Source organism: Burkholderia sp. Ac-20345 (assembly GCF_017104825.1).
GTDB classification, from domain to species: domain Bacteria; phylum Pseudomonadota; class Gammaproteobacteria; order Burkholderiales; family Burkholderiaceae; genus Burkholderia; species Burkholderia lata_B.
On record NZ_JAAGPO010000117.1, the window covers coordinates 15741 to 31696 of the forward strand.

The 15956-nt window shown below is 68.4% G+C and carries 19 protein-coding genes; 15 read left to right on the forward strand and 4 right to left on the reverse strand.

Annotation, left to right across the window (positions count from 1 at the left end; all coding sequences use genetic code 11):
• The first annotated feature begins 9 nt into the window (after positions 1–9).
• The 3 genes from G3O06_RS31365 (at position 10) to G3O06_RS31375 (ending at position 1366) form a co-directional block, all read left to right on the forward strand.
• Positions 10–267: a hypothetical protein gene (locus G3O06_RS31365; protein WP_006488573.1), complete on the forward strand. Its 258-nt coding sequence runs from the start codon at positions 10–12 to the stop codon at positions 265–267.
• 104 nt (positions 268–371) lie between these two features.
• Positions 372–1028, forward strand: a complete 657-nt coding sequence (locus G3O06_RS31370; protein ID WP_174968485.1) for a protein-L-isoaspartate O-methyltransferase — start codon at positions 372–374, stop codon at positions 1026–1028.
• 14 nt (positions 1029–1042) lie between these two features.
• A complete protein-coding gene (locus G3O06_RS31375) occupies positions 1043–1366 on the forward strand; it encodes a rhodanese-like domain-containing protein (protein ID WP_011351193.1) in 324 nt (107 codons plus the stop codon).
• A gap of 115 nt (positions 1367–1481) precedes the next feature.
• On the opposite strand, the gene G3O06_RS31380 is transcribed toward G3O06_RS31375, so the two are convergent.
• Positions 1482–1637 (reverse strand): hypothetical protein, encoded by a 156-nt coding sequence (locus G3O06_RS31380; protein ID WP_205818522.1) that lies wholly within the window; start codon positions 1635–1637, stop codon positions 1482–1484.
• Positions 1638–1829: 192 nt separating this feature from the next.
• Between G3O06_RS31380 and urtA the strand changes: the two genes are divergently transcribed.
• The 12 genes from urtA to ureG all read left to right on the forward strand — a co-directional run bounded on the left by urtA (position 1830) and on the right by ureG (position 13217).
• Positions 1830–3137 carry an urea ABC transporter substrate-binding protein gene (urtA, locus tag G3O06_RS31385; protein WP_046545094.1) on the forward strand — a complete coding sequence of 436 codons (1308 nt, stop codon included), beginning with the start codon at positions 1830–1832 and terminating at the stop codon, positions 3135–3137.
• A 149-nt stretch (positions 3138–3286) separates the two neighbouring features.
• A complete protein-coding gene (urtB, locus tag G3O06_RS31390; protein ID WP_174912946.1) occupies positions 3287–4906 on the forward strand; it encodes an urea ABC transporter permease subunit UrtB in 1620 nt (539 codons plus the stop codon).
• A 1-nt stretch (position 4907) separates the two neighbouring features.
• Positions 4908–6095, forward strand: a complete 1188-nt coding sequence (gene urtC, locus G3O06_RS31395) for an urea ABC transporter permease subunit UrtC (RefSeq protein WP_174912949.1) — start codon at positions 4908–4910, stop codon at positions 6093–6095.
• Positions 6092–6949: an urea ABC transporter ATP-binding protein UrtD gene (urtD, locus tag G3O06_RS31400; protein WP_205818523.1), complete on the forward strand. Its 858-nt coding sequence runs from the start codon at positions 6092–6094 to the stop codon at positions 6947–6949. The genes urtC and urtD overlap by 4 nt, the downstream gene beginning before the upstream one ends.
• A gap of 4 nt (positions 6950–6953) precedes the next feature.
• Positions 6954–7646, forward strand: coding sequence for an urea ABC transporter ATP-binding subunit UrtE (urtE, locus tag G3O06_RS31405; protein WP_205818524.1), 693 nt, complete (start codon positions 6954–6956; stop codon positions 7644–7646).
• A gap of 122 nt (positions 7647–7768) precedes the next feature.
• On the forward strand, positions 7769–8644 hold the full coding sequence (locus tag G3O06_RS31410; protein ID WP_205818525.1) for an urease accessory protein UreD: 876 nt from the start codon (positions 7769–7771) through the stop codon (positions 8642–8644).
• A 236-nt stretch (positions 8645–8880) separates the two neighbouring features.
• The gene (ureA, locus tag G3O06_RS31415) at positions 8881–9183 is read left to right on the forward strand and encodes an urease subunit gamma (protein ID WP_006406310.1); all 303 of its coding nucleotides are present in this window, start codon (positions 8881–8883) and stop codon (positions 9181–9183) included.
• Positions 9184–9191: 8 nt separating this feature from the next.
• On the forward strand, positions 9192–9497 hold the full coding sequence (locus G3O06_RS31420; protein ID WP_046545089.1) for an urease subunit beta: 306 nt from the start codon (positions 9192–9194) through the stop codon (positions 9495–9497).
• 29 nt (positions 9498–9526) lie between these two features.
• On the forward strand, positions 9527–11233 hold the full coding sequence (gene ureC / locus G3O06_RS31425) for an urease subunit alpha (RefSeq protein WP_174999689.1): 1707 nt from the start codon (positions 9527–9529) through the stop codon (positions 11231–11233).
• Between the two features lie 22 nt (positions 11234–11255).
• Positions 11256–11885 (forward strand): urease accessory protein UreE, encoded by a 630-nt coding sequence (gene ureE / locus G3O06_RS31430; protein ID WP_205818526.1) that lies wholly within the window; start codon positions 11256–11258, stop codon positions 11883–11885.
• On the forward strand, positions 11872–12552 hold the full coding sequence (locus G3O06_RS31435) for an urease accessory UreF family protein (protein WP_205818527.1): 681 nt from the start codon (positions 11872–11874) through the stop codon (positions 12550–12552). The genes ureE and G3O06_RS31435 overlap by 14 nt, the downstream gene beginning before the upstream one ends.
• Before the next feature lie 17 nt (positions 12553–12569).
• On the forward strand, positions 12570–13217 hold the full coding sequence (ureG, locus tag G3O06_RS31440; protein ID WP_046196649.1) for an urease accessory protein UreG: 648 nt from the start codon (positions 12570–12572) through the stop codon (positions 13215–13217).
• A gap of 63 nt (positions 13218–13280) precedes the next feature.
• Here the strand turns inward: ureG and waaA are convergent, their stop codons facing one another.
• From waaA to G3O06_RS31455, 3 genes are all read right to left on the reverse strand, one after another.
• On the reverse strand, positions 13281–14636 hold the full coding sequence (gene waaA, locus G3O06_RS31445; RefSeq protein WP_205818528.1) for a lipid IV(A) 3-deoxy-D-manno-octulosonic acid transferase: 1356 nt from the start codon (positions 14634–14636) through the stop codon (positions 13281–13283).
• A 37-nt stretch (positions 14637–14673) separates the two neighbouring features.
• Positions 14674–15558 carry a Kdo hydroxylase family protein gene (locus G3O06_RS31450; protein WP_205818529.1) on the reverse strand — a complete coding sequence of 295 codons (885 nt, stop codon included), beginning with the start codon at positions 15556–15558 and terminating at the stop codon, positions 14674–14676.
• A gap of 34 nt (positions 15559–15592) precedes the next feature.
• Positions 15593–15956: glycosyltransferase family 9 protein (locus tag G3O06_RS31455; protein ID WP_241020338.1), on the reverse strand; the 364-nt coding region annotated here is incomplete at its 5' end.

The window sequence follows — 15956 nt, forward strand, 5'->3', positions numbered from 1 at the left end:
ATCCGCACGATGCGCACCACCAAAGCGACCCACGCGGTCGAACGCCTGAAGACCCGCTCCGGCAACCCGCAGTTCGCGGCCGTTGCGATGGCGGGCGGCCTGTTCTATCTCGTCGACCGCTCCGGCGGCACCGCCGAAAAGCGCTGCGAGCCGCTGCCGCTCGACGAGTTCGTCAAGTTCGTCGACGAATTCGGCCCCAAAAAGCCGCGCAAGGCGAGCAAGCTCGACCTCGCGTTCGAGGCGCAGATCAAGAAGAGCAAGGGGTAAAGGTCTGTTGCAGGCCGCCTGAAGGCTTCGCGGCCGCCCCGTTTGGTACAATCACGAAGTTTCTCTATCCCCGCTGATGGCCGACCAGGCTGCGTGACCACACCATGAATATCGAAAACGCGCGTTTCAACATGATCGAACAACAGATCCGGCCGTGGGACGTGCTGGATCTCGACGTCCTGGGCCTGCTGTCGATCGTCAAGCGTGAAAACTACGTTCCGGCCGAATACCGCGATCTCGCGTTCGCCGACCTCGAACTGCCGCTGCCGGGCGGCCGCAGCAAGATGCTGTTCCCGCGCGTCGAAGCGCGCGTGCTGCAGGAGCTGACGGTCAAGAAGCACGAGAACGTGCTCATCATCGGCGCCGGCTCGGGCTACCTGGCTGCGCTGTTCGCGCACCGCGCACAACACGTGACGGCCGTCGAGATCGATCCGACCAACGCGAAGTTCGCGGAAGACAACCTGCGCAACGACGGCGTGACCAACGCGGAAGTCGTCCTCGGCGACGGTTCGCGCGGCTGGGCCGGCAAGGCACCGTATGACGTGATCTGCGTCGCGGGCGGCCTGCCCGTCGTGCCGCAGGAAATGCTCGAACAGTTGAAGGTCGGCGGCCGCCTCGCGGCATTCGTCGGCGGCCGTCCGGTGATGAAGGCGCAGATCATCACGCGCATCGACGACAAGCAGTACCGCGTCGCCGACGTGTTCGAAACGTACATCGACCACCTCGTCAACGCGATCGAGCCGTCGCGCTTCAAGTTCTGAACGGCGGAGCCCCCATGCAGATCCTGACGGCCGCGATGCTCGCGGAATGGCTTGGCGACAAGGCGCGCCCCGCCCCGGTCGTGCTCGACGTGCGCGAACCGTGGGAAATCGCGACCGCGCACATCGCCGGTAGCGTGTCGATTCCGATGCAGCAGATTCCCGCGCGCAGCGAAGAGCTCGACGACGAAGCGGAAATCGTCTGCGTGTGCCATCACGGGATGCGCAGCGCGCAGGTCGCGATGTTCCTCGAATCGCGCGGCTTCACGAAGCTGTACAACCTGCAAGGCGGGATCGACGCGTGGTCGCGCGACGTCGATCCGTCCGTACCGCGTTACTGACCTTTCCGGCGGCGCATCGCGCGCCGCCTCGCCGATCGGCACACTGCCGTCGGCCGCACTGATCCCCCGAACGGGCACGCATCGCGTGCCCGTTTCTCTTTTCTGCTCCCGTTAATCACTTCAGCGTCGTCTCGATGACCGACAGCAGCACCGCGCTGCGCCCGCGCCGTGCCCGCGCCGTGCCCGCGTCGCGCGAAGTCATGGTGCACGACGGTTCCCGCACCGCGTGCAGGTGCAGGCACCGGAACGGGGAACCCCGAACGTGCACCATTTGCGCCCGTGACCCTGCACCGCGACGGACCGCGCATGCTGCACGACGTGTCATGCGCACCGTGCCGACGCCGCGCACGGCCCCGCGCAGGCACGCCGGACGTGCATCCGCACGACTTGGCACATGCCTTGCGTTACCCGTTGGCCGACGCCTTCAAGGCGCACGCATATCCAACACGTCAAGGGGAACCCGATGAAACGTCGCAGTCTGTTGAAGTTCGGTTCGATGGCCGGCGCACTCGCGCTCGCGGGCAAGAGCCCGTTCGTACACGCGGCCGATGCGGGCACCGGCCCGATCAAGGTCGGCATCCTGCATTCGCTGTCGGGCACGATGGCGATCTCGGAGACGTCGCTGAAGGACACCGCGCTGATGACGATCGCCGACATCAACAAGAGCGGCGGCGTGATGGGCCGCAAGCTCGAGCCCGTGGTGGTCGATCCCGCGTCGAACTGGCCGCTGTTCGCCGAGAAGGCGCGCCAGCTGCTCACGCAGGACAAGGTCGCGTGCGTGTTCGGCTGCTGGACGTCGGTGTCGCGCAAGTCCGTGCTGCCGGTGTTCGAGGAACTGAACGGGCTGCTCTACTACCCGGTGCAGTACGAAGGCGAGGAAATGTCGCGCAACGTGTTCTATACGGGCGCCGCACCGAACCAGCAGGCGATCCCGGCCGTCGAGTACCTGATGAGCGCGGAAGGCGGCGGCGCGAAGCGCTTCTTCCTGCTCGGCACCGACTACGTGTACCCGCGCACGACCAACAAGATCCTGCGCGCGTTCCTGAAATCGAAGGGCGTGAAGGACGCCGACATTCAGGAGGTCTACACGCCGTTCGGCCATAGCGACTACCAGACCATCGTCGCGAACATCAAGAACTTCTCGCAAGGCGGCAAGACGACCGTGATCTCGACGATCAACGGCGACTCGAACGTGCCGTTCTACAAAGAGCTCGGCAACCAGGGGATCAAGGCGACCGACGTGCCGGTCGTCGCGTTCTCGGTCGGCGAGGAAGAGCTGCGCGGGATCGACACGAAGCCGCTCGTCGGGCACCTCGCCGCGTGGAACTACTTCATGTCGGTGAAGAACCCGACCAACACGAAGTTCAAGGACCAGTTCGCCGCGTGGGTGAAGGCGAACAACCTGCCGGGCGGCGCGAAGCGCGTGACCAACGACCCGATGGAAGCAACCTACGTCGGCATCCACATGTGGAAGCAGGCCGTCGAGAAGGCGAAGAGCACCGACGTCGACAAGGTGCGCGTCGCGATGATCGGCCAGACCGTTGCCGCGCCGTCGGGCTTCACGCTCGCGATGGACGGCAACCATCACCTGCACAAGCCGGTGATGATCGGCGAGATTCGCGGCGACGGGCAGTTCAACGTCGTGTGGAAGACCAAGACCGCGGTGCGCGCGCAGCCGTGGAGCCCGTTCATCGCGGGCAACCAGGGCAAACCGGACATCGTCACGTCGATCCCGGCCTTCCTGCGCCGGCAGCGCGCGGCGCTCGCCTGATGCAGGGCGGCGCGTCGCGCTTCACGCGCGACGCGCCGCTCGCACGCCGGTGCCGATATCGATGCGGTGGCCGCGCTTGCCGTGATGAACGGCACGCGAGCGCGCATCGCCGCCTGCATCCGCTTCCCCACGCCCGACAGGATTTCCCGATGCCTACACGCTTTCGCCGAGCCGCCGTCGCGATCGTCGCGTGCGCCGCCCTCGCGGGCGGGCTGCCGCGCGCCGCGTTCGCGCTGACAGCTACCGATACCGCCGCGCTCGCCGGCGACGACTTCGACGCGAAGACGGCCGCGGTCGAACGGCTCGCCGCCGATTCCGATCCGCGCGCAGTCGCGGTGCTCAACGCGCTGTCGACCGGCGACGCGCTCGCGACCGGTGACGGCCGCCTGCTGATCCAGACCGGCGACACCGCGCACGACGCGCTCACGCAGGCCGCGACGCCGGCCGGCGACGCGCAGCCCGTGATGCTGAACAACCTGCTGCGCACGAAGATCACGGGCGCGCTGTCGGGGCTCGCGCTCGCGTCGCCCGACGTCGCCGCGCGCCGCGACGCGATCGATGCGTTGCTGAAATCGCCCGACCCGGCGCTCAAGCCGATGATCGACCGCGCGCGCGCGAAGGAAACCGATCCCGCACTGAAGCGCCGACTCGACGCACTGTGGGCGATCGCCGCGCTGCACGATGCCGATCCGGCGAAGCGCCTCGAAGCCGTGCAGGTGGTGGCCGCGCGCCAGGACCTCGACATGATTGAGCAGTTGCGCCCGCTGGTCGCGAAGAACGCCGACGGCAGCTATGCGGAGCCCGATGCGCGCGTGCGCGACGCCGCGCAGCAAGGTCTCGACGCACTGCATTCGCTGCAGCGCCGCGGCGAGATTGCCGGCACGCTGTTCGCCGGCCTGTCGCTGGGCAGCGTGCTGCTGCTCGCCGCGCTCGGCCTCGCGATCACGTACGGGCTGATCGGCGTGATCAACATGGCGCATGGCGAATTCCTGATGATCGGTGCGTACGCAACCTATGTCGTGCAGACGCTGATCCAGCGCTATGCGCCCGGCGCGTTCGACTGGTATCCGCTCGTCGCCGTGCCGGTGTCGTTCGTGACGGCCGCGCTCATCGGCATCGTGCTCGAACGGCTCGTGCTGCGGCACCTGTACGGCCGCCCGCTCGAGACGCTGCTCGCGACCTTCGGCGTAAGCCTGATCCTGATCCAGGCAACGCGGATGCTGTTCGGTGCGCAGAACGTGCAGGTCGTGAACCCGTCGTGGATGAGCGGCGGCGTAACCGTGATGCAGAACCTGATCCTGCCGTACAACCGGCTTGCGATTCTCGCCTTCGCGCTCGCGGTGGTCTTCATCGCGTGGGCCGTGCTGACGAAGACGCGGCTCGGCCTGTTCGTGCGCGCCGTCACGCAGAACCGCCGGATGGCCGCGTGTGTCGGCGTGAAGACCGCGCGCGTCGACGCGTATGCGTTCGCGTTCGGCGCGGGCATCGCGGGCCTCGGCGGCTGCGCGCTGTCGCAGATCGGCAACGTGGGCCCCGACCTCGGCCAGAACTACATCATCGATTCGTTCATGGCGGTCGTGCTCGGCGGGGTCGGGCAGATCGCCGGCACCGTGCTCGGCGGCTTCGGGCTCGGCCTCGCGAGCAAGGCGATCGAGCCGTTCTGGGGCGCCGTGCTCGCGAAGATCGCGGTGCTCGTGATGATCGTGCTGTTCATCCAGAAACGTCCGCAGGGCATGTTCGCCCCGAAGGGCCGCAGTGCGGAGGCTTGACGTGACTTCATTCACCCATTCGTTGTCCAATCCTGTCACCGATTCGCCGCAGCCGGCCGCCGCCGCCCGCGCGGCAGACGGCTTCGCGCTCGGCCTGCCGCCCCGCCCCGCGTTGCTGTCGCGGCGTGCGTGGCTCGCGCTGATCGCGCTGTGCATCGCGATCGGCATCGGCGTGCCGCTCGCCGCGCTCGTCGCGCCCGAGTCGAGCGCGTTCCATCTGTCCGCGTACGCGATGACGCTCACCGGCAAGCTGATGTGCTACGCGATCGCCGCGCTCGCGCTCGATCTCGTATGGGGCTACTGCGGGATCCTGAGCCTCGGCCACGGGCTGTTCTTCGCGCTCGGCGGCTACGCGATCGGCATGTACCTGATGCGCGAGATCGGCCGTGACGGCAAGTACGGCAGCGACCTGCCCGACTTCATGGTGTTCCTCGACTGGCACCAGTTGCCGTGGTACTGGAGCGGCACGCAGCATCTCGCGTGGGCGCTCGCGCTCGTCGTGCTCGTGCCGGCCGTGCTCGCGTGGGTATTCGGCTTCTTCACGTTCCGCTCGCGCGTGAAGGGCGTGTACCTGTCGATCATCACGCAGGCCATGACGTTCGCCGCGATGCTGCTGTTCTATCGCAACGAGACGGGCTTCGGCGGCAACAACGGCTTCACCGATTTCAAGCGCATCGCCGGCTTCGCGATCACGTCGCCCGGCACGCGCACGGTGCTGTTGCTGCTGACGTTCGCGACGCTGGTGCTCGCGTTCATCGCCGCGCGCGCGATCGTCACGAGCAAGCTCGGGCGCGTCGTCACCGCGGTGCGCGACGGCGAGACGCGGCTGATGTTCCTCGGCTACAGCCCGCTCGCGTACAAGCTGTTCGTGTGGACCGTGTCGGCCGTGCTGTGCGGCATCGCGGGCGCGCTGTACGTGCCGCAGGTCGGCATCATCAACCCCGGCGAGATGTCGCCCGGCAATTCGATCGAAATGGCGATCTGGGTCGCGGTGGGCGGGCGCGGCACGCTGATCGGGCCGATCGTCGGCGCGTTCGCGGTGAACGGCGCGAAGAGCCTGTTTACCGCGTACTTCGCCGAATACTGGCTGTTCTTCCTCGGCCTGATCTTCGTGCTCGTGCCGCTGCTGCTGCCGCGCGGGATCATGGGCCTCGTCGAAACCGTGCTCGCGAAGGGGAAACGCGCATGAACGGAACAGCCCTCTACCAATTCACGCCGCCGCCCGAGGACGAACTGCTGGCCGTCAGCGGCACCGCATCGATGGGGCGCGTGGTGCCGCCCGGCATCGACACGTCGCACGGCACGATCCTCTACCTCGAGGATATCGAGGTGAGCTTCGACGGCTTCCGCGCGCTGAAGAAGCTGTCGCTCGCGATCGACGCGGGCGAGCTGCGCTGCGTGATCGGCCCGAACGGTGCGGGCAAGACGACGATGATGGACGTGATCACCGGCAAGACACGTCCCGACGCGGGCAAGGTGTTTCTCGGCCAGACGCTCGACCTCGCGCGGATGAACGAGCCCGAGATCGCGCGCGCGGGCATCGGCCGCAAGTTCCAGAAACCGACCGTGTTCGAACAGCATCCGGTGTGGGAGAACCTCGAGCTCGCGATGCAGACCGACAAGGGCTGGCTCGCGTCGCTGCGCGCGCGGCTCGACCGCCCCGCTCAGGCGAAGATCGAGGAGACGCTCGCGCTGATCGGCCTCGAAAGCCAGGCGTTCCGCGCGGCGGGCGAGCTGTCGCACGGGCAGAAGCAACGGCTCGAGATCGGCATGCTGCTGATGCAGCGCCCCGCGCTGCTGCTGCTCGACGAGCCGGCAGCCGGGATGACCGACCACGAGACGATGGAACTCGCCGAGCTGCTGAACACGCTGCGCGGCACCTGCTCGATGATGGTCGTCGAGCACGACATGGAATTCGTCGCGGCGCTCGCGGGCGACACGGGCCGCGTGACGGTGATGGCCGAGGGCGCGGTGCTCGCGCAGGGCACGCTCGACCAGGTCAAGCGCGACAATGCGGTGATCGAGTCTTACCTTGGACGATGATGCGATGCTGAAGATCGATGCACTGAACCAGTACTACGGCGGCAGCCATATCCTGCGCAACGTGAGCCTCGCCGCCGACGACGGCAAGCTCACCGTGCTGCTCGGCCGCAACGGCGTCGGCAAAAGCACGTTGCTGCGCTGCCTGATGGGCGTCGTCGCCGCGAAAAGCGGCAGCGTGTCGTGGCGCGGCACGGCACTCAGTGCGATGCCGCCGTATGCACGCGTCGCGGCCGGGCTCGCATACGTGCCGCAGGGCCGCGACATCTTTCCGCGCCTGACCGTCGAGGAGAACCTGCTCGTCGGTGCAGCGAGCCGGAAAGCACCGTCCAGGGTGCCCGACCGCATCTACGACCTGTTCCCGGTGCTGAAGGACATGCGCGCGCGCCGCGGCGGCGACCTGTCGGGCGGCCAGCAGCAGCAGCTCGCGATCGGCCGCGCGCTGATGAGCGAGCCGCAGCTGCTGATCCTCGACGAACCGACCGAAGGCATCCAGCCGTCGATCATCCAGGACATCGGCCGCACGCTGCGCCAGCTCGTCGACGAATCGAGGATGACCGTGCTGCTCGTCGAACAGTATTACGACTTCGCCCAATCGATCGCCGACCGCTACTGGGTGATGAGCCGCGGCGAGATCGTCGCGGGCGGCGACGCGCACGAGATGGAAGCGAACGGCGTGCGCGAGCTGATCGCGGTGTGACACGCAGTGCGGGGCCGGGCACGGACGAACCGGGCACTTCCAGCAAACGCGGCATCTGCATTATTGTTCCGGTAGCATCCACGTTCTTCGTGCCCGTTTCACCTGCTCCCCGTTCGCCGCCGATGTCCGCCCCCGATTCCCACGCCCCGCTGTCCCGCCCCGCCGTCGCCAAGTCGTGGCACGGCCGCCTCGAACTCGGCTTCGAGCGGCACGGCGCGCGCACGACGCTCGCGCACCGCCTGCACGACGGCCCGCTGCGGGTGCAGCGTCCGCTGTATCCGGAAGGCGATGCGATCTGCCACGCGGTGATCGTCCACCCGCCGGGCGGTGTCGCGGGCGGCGACCGGCTCGACATCGACATCGCGCTCGGCGACGGCACGCACGCGGTACTGACGACACCCGGCGCGACCAAGTGGTACAAGTCGAACGGGCTGGACGCGACGCAGCGCATCGGCATCACGGTCGGCGAGCACGCGAAACTCGACTGGCTGCCGCAGAACAACCTGTTCTTCGACGCGGCGCACGCGTCGCTCGACTTCACGGTCAAGCTCGGCGCGGGCGCCAGTGCGATCGGCTGGGACGCGTCGCAGCTCGGCAGGCAGGCGGCCGGCGAAACCTGGTCGGCGGGCCGCATCGCGTCGACCTCCGCGCTCGTCGATGCCGACGGCCGGCCGCTGTGGACCGAACGTGCGCTGCTCGATTCGCACGACCCGCTGCGCGGCGCGCTGCAGGGCCTCGCCGGCTTTCCCGCGTACGGCACGCTGTGGGCCGCCGGCGCCGCGTGCGACGCCACGCTCGCCGAATCGCTTGCCGCACGGATGCCGTTCGAGGCCACGCTGCGCGCGGGTGTGACCTGCGTGACATCGGGCGTCGTGCTCGTTCGCGCACTGTCGACATCGATGGAAGCGCTGCAGCGCCACTTCACCGACTGCTGGCTGCAGCTGCGGCCGATCGTGCACGGCGTCGACGCGCGGCCGCTGCGCCTCTGGCAAACCTGAGCGCAGGCGCGTCACGCACCGTTTCGGCGCAGCGTCGCGGCGGGCGCTGCACGTTGCCCATGCATCGCGCACCACGAGCGCGCATCGCACTGCGTTCCATGCACATGGCACGCGCCTTGCTCCTTACATAACCGATACACGACGCACGCAAAACAGCGCGGTGCTACGATGAACCGCGCGTTCGCGCCATTGCGCACGCACCGATAAAAATTACGTTTTCCTGAACATTTGCCTTCATGAAACTGACTCCCCGCGAGAAGGACAAGCTGCTGATCTTCACGGCGGCGCTGCTGGCCGAGCGCCGTCGCGCACGCGGCCTGAAGCTCAACTATCCGGAGGCGGTCGCCTTCATCACCGCCGCGCTGATGGAAGCCGCGCGCGACGGCAAGACGGTCGCCGAGGTGATGCATTACGGCACGACCCTGCTCACGCGCGACGACGTGATGGACGGCGTGCCGGAGATGATTCCCGACATCCAGGTCGAGGCGACCTTCCCCGACGGCACGAAGCTCGTGACCGTCCATCACCCGATTCCGTGAGGCCCCGCATGATCCCCGGCGAAATCCTCACCGACGACGGCGAACACGAACTGAACGCGGGCCGCGCGACGCTGACGCTCGTCGTCGCGAACACTGGCGACCGCCCGGTGCAGGTCGGCTCGCACTACCACTTCTTCGAAGTCAACGACGCACTGTCGTTCGATCGCGCGGCCGCGCGCGGCTTTCGCCTGAACATCGCGGCCGGCACCGCAGTGCGCTTCGAGCCGGGCCAGACGCGCACCGTCGAGCTGGTCGCCCTCGCGGGCGATCGCGCCGTCTACGGTTTTCAGGGCAAGGTGATGGGGCCGCTGTAAGCCGCGCCCCGCTCTTCAGGAACAGCAACATGACACTACGCTTGAGCCGCCGCGCGTACGCGGAAATGTTCGGGCCGACGACGGGCGACCGCGTCCGGCTCGCCGATACCGAACTGCTGATCGAGATCGAACGCGACTTCACGACCTACGGCGAGGAAGTGAAATTCGGCGGCGGGAAAGTGATCCGCGACGGCATGGGCCAGTCGCAGCGCGTGGCCGCCGACGTGCCCGACACGGTCATCACGAACGCGGTGATCCTCGATCACTGGGGCATCGTGAAGGCCGACATCGCGATCAAGCACGGCCGCATCGCCGCGATCGGCAAAGCCGGCAACCCCGACATCCAGCCGGGCGTGACGATCGCGATCGGCGCCGCGACCGAAGTGATCGCCGGCGAAGGGTTGATCGTGACGGCCGGCGGCATCGACACGCACATCCACTTCATCAGCCCGCAGCAGATCGACGAGGCGCTCGCATCGGGCGTCACGACGATGCTCGGCGGCGGCACGGGGCCGGCCACCGGCACCAACGCGACGACCTGCACGCCGGGCCCGTGGCACATGGAGCGGATGCTGCAGGCCGCCGACGGCTGGCCGATCAACCTCGGCTTTCTCGGCAAGGGCAATGCGAGCCTGCCGCAGCCGCTCGTCGAGCAGATCGCGGCCGGTGCGATCGGGCTGAAGCTGCACGAGGACTGGGGCACGACGCCCGCCGCGATCGACAACTGTCTTTCCGTCGCCGACGACACCGACACGCAGGTCGCGATCCACACCGACACGCTGAACGAAGGCGGCTTCGTCGAATCGACGGTCGCCGCATTCAAGGGCCGCACGATCCACACGTACCACACCGAAGGTGCGGGCGGCGGCCATGCGCCCGACATCCTGAAGGTGTGCGGCGAGGCGAACGTGCTGCCGTCGTCGACCAACCCGACGCGCCCGTACACGATCAACACGCTCGACGAGCATCTCGACATGCTGATGGTGTGCCATCACCTCGATCCGTCGATCGCCGAGGATCTCGCGTTCGCGGAATCGCGGATCCGCCGCGAGACGATCGCGGCCGAGGACATCCTGCACGATCTCGGCGCGCTGTCGATGCTGTCATCCGATTCGCAGGCGATGGGCCGCGTCGGCGAGGTGATCATCCGCACCTGGCAGACCGCGCACAAGATGAAGGTGCAGCGCGGCGCGCTGCCGGAAGACAGCACGCGCAACGACAACTTCCGCGCGAAGCGCTACGTCGCGAAGTACACGATCAACCCGGCGCTCACGCACGGCATTGCGCACGAAGTCGGCTCGATCGAGCCCGGCAAGTGGGCCGACCTCGTGCTGTGGGAGCCTGCGTTCTTCGGGATCAAGCCGTCGATGATCCTGAAGGGCGGGATGATCGCGATGGCGCAGATGGGCGACCCGAACGCGTCGATCCCGACGCCGCAGCCGGTCCACTATCGCGAGATGTTCGCCACCCGCGGCGGTGCGCTCGCGCGCACGTCGCTGACCTTCGTGTCGCAGATGGCCGCCGATGCGGGCATCGCGGAACGCTACGGCCTCGCGAAGCGGATCGTGCCCGTGCGCAACTGCCGCAACGTGACGAAGGCCGACATGATCCACAACGCGTGGCGCCCGTCGATCAGCGTCGACCCCGAAACCTACGACGTGATCGCCGACGGCCAGTTGCTCACCTGCGAGCCGGCCACCGTGCTGCCGATGGCGCAGCGCTATTTCCTGTTCTGATCCGATTGCCGGTCTTCGATTCATGCGCACCCTCGACAAACGCATTGCCCCGAACGTGAAACTCGCCGCGTCGCTCGTCGCGCGCGCGCCGACGCTCACGCTCGCCTATGACGCCCGTTGCAAGAGCCGCCTCGCGGCGACGCTCGACACCGGCGAGGACGTCGCGGTCCTGCTGCCGCGCGGCACGATCCTGCGCGACGGCGACGTGCTCGTCGCCGACGACGGCGCACTCGTGCGCGTTGCCGCGGCGCCCGAGACCGTGCTGCGCGTGCGCGCCACCGATCCGCTCACGCTGATGCGCGCCGCGTACCATCTCGGCAACCGCCACACGCCGGTCGAGATCGGCGACGGCTACCTGAAGCTCGAAGCCGATCCGGTGCTCGCCGACATGCTGCGCCGGCTCGGCACGCAGGTCGAGGAGACCCTTGCGCCGTTCCAGCCGGAAGCCGGCGCGTATGGCGGCGGCCACAAGCACGGACACGACGCGACGTTCGCCGAGGATTACGCACTCGCGCAGCAGGTGTTCGGCGAGCATCACGGTCACTCGCATTCGCACGACCACGACCACGACCACGACCACGACCACGACCACGACCACGACCATCAGCATGGTCCCGGTTGCGCGCACGGCCACGGCCATGACCACCACTGAACTCGTCGCGCTGCTGCATCTCGCGTCGCCGGCGCTGCCGATCGGCGCGTTCAGCTATTCGCAGGGGTTGGAAGCGGCGCTCGACGCGAACCTGATCCACGACGCGGATACCGCGCGCGACTGGATCGCGAGCGGCCTGACCGACGTGCTCGCGCACGGCGAACTGCCGTTCCTCGCGCACCAGCTCGCGCGCTGGCACGCGCACGACGCACCGGCGCTCGTCGCCGAAAATGCGTGGTTCATCGCGAGCCGCGAATCGGCGGAACTGCGCCGCGAGACCGAACAGATGGGCTGGTCGCTCGCGCAGCTCTGCGCGTCGCTCGAATGGGGCGATGCCGCGCGCCGCGCGACGCTCGCAACGATCAAGCCGATCGCGCTCCCCACCGCGTTCGCGTACGCAGCCGCCGCGCACGACGCGAGCGCCGACGCGGTGCTCGCCGCGTACGTATTCGGCTGGGTCGAGAACCAGACATCCGCCGCGCTGAAGGCCGTACCGCTCGGCCAGCTCGCCGGACAACGCATCATCGTTGCGCTGCGCGGCGCGATCGACGCGGCCGTGCGCCGCGCGCTCGCGACGCCGCCCGACGCCGTCAACACGTTCGCGCCGCAGCTCGGCATCCTGTCCGCACGGCACGAAACCCAGTATTCGCGGTTGTTCCGCTCCTGAACCCGACGCTACCCGCCATGAACGCACCTGCTCCCTCCTCCGCCCGCCGCACGAAGAAACTGCCGCCGCTGCGCGTCGGCATCGGCGGCCCCGTCGGCTCCGGCAAGACCACGCTGCTCGAAATGCTGTGCAAGGCGATGCGCGACAAGTACGACCTCGTCGCGATCACCAACGACATCTATACGAAGGAAGACCAGCGGCTGCTGACGGTCGCGGGCGCGCTGCCCGAGGAACGCATCATGGGCGTCGAGACGGGCGGCTGCCCGCACACGGCGATCCGCGAGGACGCGTCGATCAACCTCGAGGCCGTCGACCGGATGCTGTCGCGCTTTCCCGATGCCGACATCGTGTTCATCGAATCGGGCGGCGACAACCTCGCGGCGACCTTCAGCCCCGAACTGTCGGACCTGACGATCTACGTGATCGACGTCGCGGGCGGCGAGAAGATTCCGCGCAAGGGCGGCCCCGGCATCACGAAGTCCGACCTGCTCGTGATCAACAAGACGGATCTCGCGCCGCTGGTCGGTGCGAACCTCGACGTGATGGCGTCCGACACGAAGAAGATGCGCGGCGAACGGCCTTACGTGATGACGAACCTGAAGGCGCTCGAAGGCGTCGCGGACGTGATCGCGTTCATCGAGAAGAAGGGTTTGCTGACGGTCTGAGCGGCGCGGCGGCGCCCTACGGTGCCGCCACGCGTGCTCCCGGCGGCATTGCGCCGCCTTTGTCTATTCGTCCGAAGTGTCCTGCGCGTCCTGCCGCGCGCGCATGCCACGCTCGGCGGGCGGCAACAGGGCCGCGAGCACGTCGACCGTGCGTGCGGTCGCGCCGCGGTGGCGCGACGCGAATGCGGCGCCAGCCGCGCCCATCGCGATACGGCGCGCCTTGTCGGCGAACAGCGCGTCGAGCACGTGCGCGAGATCGAGCGGATCCTCGACCTGCAGCGCCGCGCCGGCCGCGACCGCGTCGGCGGTCGCCTGCGTGAAGTTGAACACGTGCTTCCCGATCAGCACCGGCACGCCGACCGCGCACGCTTCGATCAGGTTCTGGCCGCCGAGCGGCAACAGGCTGCCGCCGATGAACGCGATGTCGGCGGCCGCGTAATACGCGCCAAGCTCGCCCATCGAATCGCCGAGCAGCACCGTCACGTCGTCCGGCAGCGCCCCGGCGGCCGGCCGGCCGGCCGCGAGCGCGGCCGTGTCGGCCGCCCAGACGGAGCGTCGCACGCACTTGAGCCCGCTGCGCTCGACGAGCGCCTCGACCTCGGCAAAACGCTGCGGATGGCGCGGCACGAGCACCAGCAGCGCACCGGGCGTGCGCATCGCCGCGAATGCCTCGAGCACCAGCGCCTCCTCGTTCTCGCGCGTGCTCGCGGCGACCCACACGGGCCGCGCACCGATCGCGTCACGCCACGCATGGCCGCGCGCCGCGAGTTCCGGCGGCGTCGTCATGTCGAACTTCAGGTTGCCGAGCACGGCCACGTTGCGCGCGCCGAGCGACGTCAGCCGCTCCGCATCGGCCGGGCTCTGCGCGAGCACGCGCGAGAAGCCGCCGAACACGTCGTGCGTCGCCGCGCCGAACTTTCCCGCGCGCCGGAACGAACGCGCCGACATGCGCGCATTGGTCAGCACCAGCGGCACGTCCGCGCGGCGGCACTCGTCGATCAGCGTCGGCCACACCTCGGTTTCCATCACGAGGCCGAGCGTCGGCCGCCACGCGCGCAGGAAGCGCCGCACCGCGCCGGGCATGTCGTACGGCAGGTAGCAGCGCAGCACGCGATCGCCGAAGATCTGTTCGCCGGTCGCACGCCCGCTCGGCGTCATGTGCGTGAGCAGGATGCGCGCATCGGGGCGCGCGTGCATCAGCGCGTCGATCAGCGGCTGCGCCGCGCGCGTCTCGCCGACCGATACCGCATGCACCCAGATCAGCGGTGCGCGGTCGTCGCGCGAGCGGCCCGCCACGTGGCCGAAACGTTCGCCGATGTGTTCGCGATAGCCGCGCTCCTTGCGCGAGCGCACGTAAAGCCGGATGACGGCGATCGGTGCGACGAGCCACCACAGCGCGCGATAGATCACCCTCAGCATGCAGCAGCCCTCGTGTTGCTTCGGAGAAGAGGCGCGCTCAAACCAGCGCCCTGCCCTTCAGGCGTTCGAGAATGCCGAGCGGCGCGCATTCGCGGCGAACCATCGCATCCACCGGCAGGAAGAAGGTCTGTTCGAGCATGAACTGGCCGGACATCACAGCGTGCGAAGTCTGATCCGAGAAACATATCCACACGCAGCCCGGCGGAAACGGCATCGTCTCCTGCGGGCTCGTCTTCTGGTAGTCGAGATCGGCCTTCATGCTGTCGTGCAGGTTCAGCATCAGGTGGTCGTACGCGCTGCGCGGCGACTTCGTCACGTGCAGCAGGTTCAGCAGCCATGCGGCACCCGGCAACTGCGGCTTGATGTGCGGCAGGAAGCGCTTCGCGACGTCCTCGAACGGTTCGCCGACGCGCCACACGCGCGGCACGCCGGCCGGGTTCACGTTCGTGAACACGCGCAGGATGCGCTCGCCGTAGTTGGGCCGCGACGGGAACGCATCGACGTGCAGCCGGCTGTCGTCCTTGCGCCACGACGTCTGGCGCGTCTCGACCTGCATCAGCCGCAGGCTCGTCGGTGCGACGCGCAGCTTGCCGCGATACTCGGGAAAGAGGCCGTCGACGAGCGTGCCGGCCTGCTGCTGGAAGCGCGCGACCAGCGCGCGCACGGCCGACTGCGTGACGCTGTCGCCGAGCACGCCGGCGAGCGCGCCGCCGTTCGGCGCGAGGCTGATGTTCTTGCGTTTCGGATCGGCGAGCGCCGGATCGAGCAGCGCTTCCTCGCCGCCTTCGATCGCGAAGCGCAGGTGCGGGAAATACAGCACCTTGCCTTCCTCGACGGCGGCCAGCAGCTGCTCGCGCGGCGCCGACAGACTGTGTCCGCTCCAGTCGGCGGACGGGACTTCGATGATCTGGGATTCGCTCATGTTCGGTTCGCGTGGGTTCGCGCGTGTGACAGCGTTACAGGAGACCGAAGCCCGCGAGCGCCGACTTCACCTGCGCGATCGACGGGGGTTGCCCTGCCGTGCCGAGATTGACGACGTTCGGCGACCAGTAGCCGCCGGTCCGCCAGGCCGTCGCGAAATTGTACAGTTCGACCGTCGGACGCTTCAGCGCGGCCGCGATGTGAACCAGACCTGTATCAACCCCGACGGTGGCGGCCGCGCCGTCGATCAGCCCGACCACGGCAGGCAGCGACAGCCGCGGCGGCACGATCGCCGCCGCGCCGAACTCCTTCGCGAGCCGCTCGCTGGTCGCGCGCTCCGCGTCGTTGCCCCACGGCAGCACGAGCGAAGCGCGGCGCCACACGAGCGCCTGGCCGAGC

Coding starts and splice junctions, on each gene's coding strand:
- G3O06_RS31370 (WP_174968485.1), top strand. CDS start 372: ATGAATATCGAAAACGCGCGTTTCAACATGATCGAACAACAGATCCGG.
- ureC (WP_174999689.1), top strand. CDS start 9,527: ATGACACTACGCTTGAGCCGCCGCGCGTACGCGGAAATGTTCGGGCCG.
- G3O06_RS31410 (WP_205818525.1), top strand. CDS start 7,769: ATGTCCGCCCCCGATTCCCACGCCCCGCTGTCCCGCCCCGCCGTCGCC.
- ureA (WP_006406310.1), top strand. CDS start 8,881: ATGAAACTGACTCCCCGCGAGAAGGACAAGCTGCTGATCTTCACGGCG.
- urtE (WP_205818524.1), top strand. CDS start 6,954: ATGCTGAAGATCGATGCACTGAACCAGTACTACGGCGGCAGCCATATC.
- waaA (WP_205818528.1), bottom strand. CDS start 14,636: ATGCTGAGGGTGATCTATCGCGCGCTGTGGTGGCTCGTCGCACCGATC.
- ureE (WP_205818526.1), top strand. CDS start 11,256: ATGCGCACCCTCGACAAACGCATTGCCCCGAACGTGAAACTCGCCGCG.
- urtA (WP_046545094.1), top strand. CDS start 1,830: ATGAAACGTCGCAGTCTGTTGAAGTTCGGTTCGATGGCCGGCGCACTC.
- G3O06_RS31380 (WP_205818522.1), bottom strand. CDS start 1,637: ATGGTGCACGTTCGGGGTTCCCCGTTCCGGTGCCTGCACCTGCACGCG.
- G3O06_RS31420 (WP_046545089.1), top strand. CDS start 9,192: ATGATCCCCGGCGAAATCCTCACCGACGACGGCGAACACGAACTGAAC.
- urtB (WP_174912946.1), top strand. CDS start 3,287: ATGCCTACACGCTTTCGCCGAGCCGCCGTCGCGATCGTCGCGTGCGCC.
- G3O06_RS31450 (WP_205818529.1), bottom strand. CDS start 15,558: ATGAGCGAATCCCAGATCATCGAAGTCCCGTCCGCCGACTGGAGCGGA.
- ureG (WP_046196649.1), top strand. CDS start 12,570: ATGAACGCACCTGCTCCCTCCTCCGCCCGCCGCACGAAGAAACTGCCG.
- G3O06_RS31365 (WP_006488573.1), top strand. CDS start 10: ATGCGCACCACCAAAGCGACCCACGCGGTCGAACGCCTGAAGACCCGC.
- urtD (WP_205818523.1), top strand. CDS start 6,092: ATGAACGGAACAGCCCTCTACCAATTCACGCCGCCGCCCGAGGACGAA.
- G3O06_RS31375 (WP_011351193.1), top strand. CDS start 1,043: ATGCAGATCCTGACGGCCGCGATGCTCGCGGAATGGCTTGGCGACAAG.
- G3O06_RS31435 (WP_205818527.1), top strand. CDS start 11,872: ATGACCACCACTGAACTCGTCGCGCTGCTGCATCTCGCGTCGCCGGCG.